Source organism: Symbiopectobacterium sp. (genome assembly GCF_051710365.1).
In the GTDB taxonomy this organism is placed as follows: domain Bacteria; phylum Pseudomonadota; class Gammaproteobacteria; order Enterobacterales; family Enterobacteriaceae; genus Symbiopectobacterium.
Genome location: NZ_JBPETA010000247.1, coordinates 1 through 3,786, shown reverse-complemented (window position 1 = coordinate 3,786; position 3,786 = coordinate 1). Strand labels below are relative to the sequence as shown.

Below are 3,786 nucleotides of genomic sequence, written 5' to 3'. Positions count from 1 at the left end.
CCAATGGCAACATTACTTGATGGTAAACGGGTCTGGGCAGAAAAAAATCTGAACCAGATTTAATCTGACAGACACCTGTATAAATAACCGGTAACTGTCAGATCAGGTCTGAGCTAGTACAATTTATGCGGCGCAAGCCTCCGATGGCGATAATTGGGCCGATGACTCACCGCTGTGTCACGATATTCTGGCTAACCAGCTGTTGCCCTTTGTGCGTTACTACAGCTACATCGAAATCACGCGTCGCTCACACCAAACCCTGTGGCGCGAGTATGAAGCCCTGCGTGATGCCTACCCCAATTTTGCGATGCAACATATTCGCGATCAGGACGATATTTACCCGGTATTTCGCGAATTGTTCCGCAAGCAAACCGTTAACGGTTAACCGCTCAACCTTCCGCCAGCCTTCGCGCTGGCGGAAACCAGCCCCGTATCAATTCGCGTCAAAGCGCGGCGTAGATTCTGGCAAGGTCGAATCTCCTTCACCCAGCGCACGTTGCAGCATTACCGTGTCCAGCCAGCGTCCGTGTTTTAACCCTACGCTTGCCAGCGTTCCTACCAGTGAGAAACCGGCCTGACGGTGTAAATGCAGCGAACCCTCATTTTCACTGTTACCCACAATCGCGATCAACTGGCGAAAACCGCGTTGCTCCGCCCACTCAATGGCGTGGGCAAGGAGCGCTTTTCCCACCCCCTGCTGCTGGCATTGCGGATCAACATAGATCGAATCTTCAAGCGTATACTGGTAGGCCCTGCGCTCACGGTAGCGTGACATATAACAATACCCGGTTATGCGGCCATTTTTGCTGGCGACAAACCAGGGAAGACCGGCATCGAGGTTTTTCTTCAATCGGGCGCGCATCTCGTTGATATCCGGTGACGGTCACGTATTCAATGAGTGTATTGCTACATAGTCTGGCATGCAAAAAAGGTGTTTAAAACCAGCCTGAATGCATGAAGAGAACATAGAGCATGAATACTATTTTTATTGCGGAGCAACACATTGAATACGTGACCCGGACTCATCGCCTGCCTGAAGGCACTGCGACCCGGAGACACGCTGATCGTATGGAAACTGGATCGTCTTGGTCGCGACCTTCGTCATCTCATTAATACCGTGCACGACCTGACCGGACGAGGTATAGGTCTGAAGGTATTGACCGGTCACGGTGCGACCATCGATACCACAACCGCTGCCGGCAAGCTTGTTTTTGGGATCTTTGCAGCACTGGCCGAGTTTGAGCGCAAACTGATTGCCGAGCGAACGACTGCAGGTCTGGCATCAGCAAGAGCCCGTGGGCGAAACGGTGAACGGCCTTATAAAATGACTCCAATCAAACTACGACTGGCAATGGCATCAATGGGGCGACTAGAGACAAAGGTCAGTACGTTATGTCAGGAACTTGGGATAACCCGGCAAACTCTGTACAGGCATATTTCCCCTGATGGTCAACTGCGGGCGGACGGGATAAAGCTGCTCAACCGGGGATAATTTCTGTTGCCGGAAAAATCTGGGATTCCGGCGTAGAACCCCTGTTACTGTGCGCCATCATCCTGTGGCTGCCCGAGGCGCTACAGGCGCGTTGGTGGATCTTTATGGCTCCGGTGGTGGTGGCGTTTGCTGGCCTGGCGTTTGCCATCGGCCCAGCCACCAGCTATGCACTGGAACCTTATGCGAATGAAGCGGGTACGGCATCGGCGCTGGTAGGATTCGTGCAAATGGCAGGCGGTGCGTGTGTTGGGCTGGCGGTGATGGCGCTACCCCTCTCACCACAGAGCACGCTGGCACTTGCCATGCTGTGTGCGACGCTGTTGGCGCTGCGCGCCCAGCGTTTAAGCGCAAAGACGCGCGGCACGATTACGGCGCTCAGTTGATCGCAGCGCGCGCTGCGATCGTGCGCGACAACCCGGTAGATTTACGCGCTGGCGTAACGAAATATCGACAAATCGTCATGGGCAATGTCAGGCGTCTTACCAGAAATGATATCCGCCAGCAGTTGCCCTGAACCGCACGCCATCGTCCAGCCTAAAGTACCGTGTCCGGTATTAAGAGAAAGATTGGCGAGCGGTGAACGACCTACCAGCGGCGTGCCATCCGGTGTCATCGGGCGCAACCCGGTCCAGAACGTCGCCTGCTCTACCGGCCCAGCGTCAGGGTAAAGATCGCGAACCACCATTTCCAACGTTTCTCGGCGTTTAGGGTTGAGGGCTGTGTCAAAGCCAACGATTTCTGCCATGCCCCCAACACGAATACGACGGTCGAAGCGCGTCACGGCCACTTTATACGTCTCATCAAGCACCGTTGAAACCGGTGCAGCGGCTTCGTTGGCAAGCGGCAGCGTTAATGAATAGCCTTTCAGGGGATAGACCGGCAGGTGCATCCACTGACGTACCAACGCCATCGAGTAGGAACCACAGGCCACCACATAGGCATCCGCGGTTATCGTTTGCCCATTACAGCGCACCGCCGTGATGCGATCGCCAGCCACCTGCAACTGCTCGACGGATTCGCCAAAACGAAAAACCACACCCGCCGCTTGTGCCATTTCAGCCAGGCGCTGAGTAAACAGTTGGCAATCGCCAGTTTCATCATGGGGTAAACGCAGTCCGCCGCTGAGCTTATGCGCCACCGAGGCGAGCGCAGGCTCCACCGTCGCCAGTTCCTGCGAGGTTAACAACTGGTACGGCACGCCAGCATCACGCAGTACTGCAATGTCTCTGCTGGCATTGTCATACTGCTGCTCGCTGCGAAACAGTTGCAACGTCCCGCCTTGGCGACCTTCGTACTGAATCGACGTGCGTGCGCGCAATGCCTGCAAACAGTCACGGCTGTATTCTGCCAAGCGCACCATACGTGCCTTGTTGACCTGATAATGCGCGGAATCGCAGTTCATCAGCATCTGCCACATCCAACGCAACTGGTCACTGGAGCAATCGGGCCGGATAGCTAACGGCGCATGGCGCTGGAACAGCCACTTTATGGCTTTCAAGGGGATGCCGGGCGCGGCCCAAGGCGCTGAATAACCGGGGGATATTTGCCCAGCGTTGCCCGCACTGGTTTCTAAGGCCGGTGCAGGCTGTCGGTCAACGACCGTGACGTCATGCCCTGCCTGACACAAATACCACGCCGTGCTGACGCCAATAACGCCACTGCCTAAAATTACAACCCGCATGTTGACTTATCTCCGTGATAACTCGCCGTTTGCGGCGCAATATGCTGCCTGAATCGCCACTACCCAAAATAAAAAGCTAATGTAACACGTGAGTTACCGTTGTCACGCTTGGCTAACATACTATTTATCTATTATTCCGCGGATGAAGTGCCGTTTTATGCTGCTGTTTTCGCCGCAATTTTTTCTGCCAAACACTGGTTTTCACGGCACTTTTATCAGAGTGAGCTACGATTAATGGAGTCTGCACGAAAGCGTGTAGAAGGCACTGTGGGGCGCGCGCTGATGGTGACAAAAACAAAGACTCGAGTACCGCAAGCTGAGACACGTTTGAATGATGGACCAGACTGGACGTTCGATTTGCTGCAAACCTACCTTGAGGAGATTGATCGGGTGGCGAAGCACTATCGCCTCGAAACCTACCCACATCAAATCGAGGTCATCACCTCTGAGCAAATGATGGATGCCTATTCGAGCATCGGCATGCCCATCAATCCGTCATTCCGCACCTGATTTTTCTTTTTTCGGGACTTGACGGTATTCTGAAGTTCTGAATTTATTACTGCTTTTTGCAGACCAATCAGCATGAGTACTCCCCACGTTACCATCCGTAACC

General features: G+C 54.1%; 2 protein-coding genes and 4 pseudogenes. 4 read left to right on the top strand and 2 right to left on the bottom strand.

What is annotated here, in order from left to right; all coding sequences use genetic code 11:
* Positions 1–121 precede the first annotated feature (121 nt).
* Positions 122–385: pseudogene (locus ACTBDZ_RS15935) on the top strand (DUF444 family protein); the annotation flags it as partial.
* 48 nt (positions 386–433) lie between these two features.
* Here the strand turns inward: ACTBDZ_RS15935 and ACTBDZ_RS15930 are convergent.
* Positions 434–877, bottom strand: a pseudogene (locus tag ACTBDZ_RS15930) (GNAT family N-acetyltransferase); the annotation flags it as partial.
* A gap of 138 nt (positions 878–1,015) precedes the next feature.
* Here ACTBDZ_RS15930 and ACTBDZ_RS15925 point away from each other — a divergent pair.
* A pseudogene (locus ACTBDZ_RS15925) lies at positions 1,016–1,492 on the top strand (recombinase family protein); the annotation flags it as partial.
* Positions 1,493–1,596: 104 nt separating this feature from the next.
* On the top strand, positions 1,597–1,875 hold the full coding sequence (locus ACTBDZ_RS15920) for a hypothetical protein (RefSeq protein ID WP_438816034.1): 279 nt from the start codon (positions 1,597–1,599) through the stop codon (positions 1,873–1,875).
* A gap of 41 nt (positions 1,876–1,916) precedes the next feature.
* Here the strand turns inward: ACTBDZ_RS15920 and ACTBDZ_RS15915 are convergent, their stop codons facing one another.
* Positions 1,917–3,173 carry a D-amino acid dehydrogenase gene (locus tag ACTBDZ_RS15915; protein WP_438816033.1) on the bottom strand — a complete coding sequence of 419 codons (1,257 nt, stop codon included), beginning with the start codon at positions 3,171–3,173 and terminating at the stop codon, positions 1,917–1,919.
* A gap of 282 nt (positions 3,174–3,455) precedes the next feature.
* Here ACTBDZ_RS15915 and ACTBDZ_RS15910 point away from each other — a divergent pair.
* Positions 3,456–3,665: pseudogene (locus tag ACTBDZ_RS15910) on the top strand (SpoVR family protein); the annotation flags it as partial.
* Positions 3,666–3,786 lie beyond the last annotated feature (121 nt).